This window comes from uncultured Methanofollis sp., from assembly GCF_937919355.1.
Taxonomy (GTDB): domain Archaea; phylum Halobacteriota; class Methanomicrobia; order Methanomicrobiales; family Methanofollaceae; genus Methanofollis.
In genome coordinates this window covers 1-2,430 of the sequence record NZ_CALFSA010000156.1, presented here as the reverse complement: position 1 = coordinate 2,430, position 2,430 = coordinate 1, and the positions used below count along the sequence as shown (strand labels likewise).

At 67.0% G+C, this 2,430-nt stretch carries 1 protein-coding gene and 1 pseudogene; one reads left to right on the top strand and one right to left on the bottom strand.

Features of this window, described 5'->3' with window-relative positions:
• The coding region (locus tag Q0520_RS07685) for a class I tRNA ligase family protein (protein WP_298668434.1) at window positions 1–2,035 on the top strand (2,035 nt) is incomplete at its 5' end.
• Here Q0520_RS07685 and Q0520_RS07680 read toward each other — a convergent pair.
• Window positions 2,018–2,430, bottom strand: a pseudogene (locus Q0520_RS07680) (tRNA 5'-guanylyltransferase); the annotation flags it as partial. The gene Q0520_RS07685 and the pseudogene Q0520_RS07680 sit on opposite strands and share 18 nt — an antisense overlap.

Below are 2,430 nucleotides of genomic sequence, written 5' to 3'. Positions count from 1 at the left end.
CCACCTCCTCCACCAGGGGACGATCACCCACAGGTACGGCCACTGCTGGCGGTGCAAGACCCCGATCATCTACCGCGCCACCGAACAGTGGTTCATCAAGGCCGCGGAGATGCGGGACAGACTCCTCGAAGAGACGGCGAAGGTGCAGTGGTACCCCGAATGGGCCGGGAGCGCCCGCTTCCACGACTGGGTGAAAGAGGCACGTGACTGGTGCATCTCCCGCCAGCGCTACTGGGGCATCCCGATCCCGGTCTGGCAGTGCGACACCTGCGAGAACCGCCGGGTCATCGGCACGGTCGCCGAACTCGAAGAGGCGAGCGGCATGGAAGTGAAGGACCCGCACCGCCCGTACGTGGACACGGTGACCATCCCGTGCACCTGCGGCGGCACGATGCACCGGGTCTCCGACATCTTCGATGTCTGGTTCGACTCGGCCGTCGCCTCCTGGGCGACCCTCGGGTTCCCGGCGAAGAGAGAGGACTTCGACCGCTACTGGCCGGCCGACTTCATCGCCGAGGGGCAGGACCAGACCCGCGGCTGGTTCTACTCACAACTCGGCGCCTCGATGGTCGCCTTCGGCCGGGCGCCGTACAAGTCGGTCCTGATGCACGGCTTCACCCTCGACTCTGAGGGGAAGAAGATGTCGAAGAGTCTCGGCAATGTCGTGACGCCCGGAGAGGTCATCGAGAAGTGCGGCGTGGACGTGCTGCGCCTGTACGTCCTCTCGACAAACGCCCCCTGGGACGACATGAAGTTCAACTGGGAGGGCGTGAAGACGGTCAACAGGACCCTGAACATCCTCTGGAACGTCTACCGCTTCCCCCTGCCGTACATGGCCCTGGACACCTTCGCGCCCGCACAGACGGCCGACGGCCGCTGGGACGAGGCCGCGGTGGCCGGGATGGTCGCCGCCATGCCCGACGAGGACAGGTGGATCCTCTCCCGGGTCAACACCCTCACGGAGGAGATCAACGCCGACTTCGCGGAGTTCAACCTCCACAAGATCACCCGGTCCCTCATCACCTTCATCCTGGAGGACGTCTCCCGCTGGTACCTCCAGCTCGTGCGGCCGCGGATGTGGCTTGAGGAAGACGCACCCGAGAAGAGGTACGCCTACGAGACGGTGTACTATGTCCTCCGTCGCCTCTGCCAGCTCCTCTCGCCCTTCACCCCGCACCTGACCGAGGCGATCTACGGGAACCTGCGCTGCAGCGGCGACCCGGAGAGCGTCCACATGCTCGACTGGCCGGAGGCGAAGGCCGCCCTCATCGACACCGGTCTGGAGACGGCGATGGCTGTCGTGCAGGCCTTCGACGACTCCACGGCAACCGCACGGCAGGACGGGAAGAGGAAACTCCGCTGGCCTGTCGGCGAGGTCGTCGTCGTCACCTCCTCGGCCGCGGTGCAGGAGGCAATCACACGCCTCAACGCCCTCTGCTGCACGAGGGCGAATGCAAAGGCCGTCACCGTCGTCGCCGGGCGCTGGGAGAGGATCGGCTGGAAGGCCGAACCGGTGATGCGGGTGCTCGGGCCGAAGTTCGGCAGGGAAGCCCCGAAGGTGAAGGCGGCGGTCGAGGCGGCCGACGGGAACACAATGAAGGCCGCACTCGCCGAGAACGGCACGGCGACCGCGGGGGCGTACGAGGTCACTCCCGAGATGGTGACCTTCACCGAGGAACTCCCCGCGGACGTCTTTGCCGCGCAGATGCCGGACGCAACCGTCTATGTCGACGTGGCCCTCACGCCCGAACTCGAGGCCGAGGGTTATGCCCGCGAGGTGATCCGCCGTCTCCAGGAGATGCGGCGGCAGCGCGACCTCAAGGTCGAGGAGAACATCGCCGCAGAGATCGCGGTCGCCGACGCGCGGATCGCCGGCCTCGTCGCCGGGTGGTCTGACGTGATCTCGGGCGAGGTGCGCGCCAAGAAACTCGACGTCCATGAGGGCGCCGCCCTGGCCGGCACCTGGGAACTCACCTCAGAGTGGGAGGTCGAGGGCGTGCCGATGCACATGGGCATCTCACGGGCCGATGAGTGAGGAGAGGTAGGAGAGGCCCTCCGGGGCCGAGAAGAGGGGCAGGTCCCCGTCGACAACGACGCCCTGCCTCTCGACGATCACTTTTTCCCCGGTTATCGGGTTCATCCCCTCTTTTGTGTATCTCCCGCGCCGCACGAGCGTGCCGCGCCTCTGCCAGGCCGGGGTCTCGGCGAGGTTGACGCCGCGGGAGAACATCAGGTCGTGCATATCTTCGGCCTTCATGCCGAGGAGGCGCACCGCCGCCGTACGGGAAGTGAGGCCCTCGTCCTGCAGTGCGGCCTGGCAGTAGGCATTGATGTGGTTCCGCCACGCCTCGGCCTGGCGCATCGCAAGGTACTCCGCGGCGTACGCCGGCGTCGCCGGGATGACGCGGGCGTCGAAGGCGACGGGTTCGG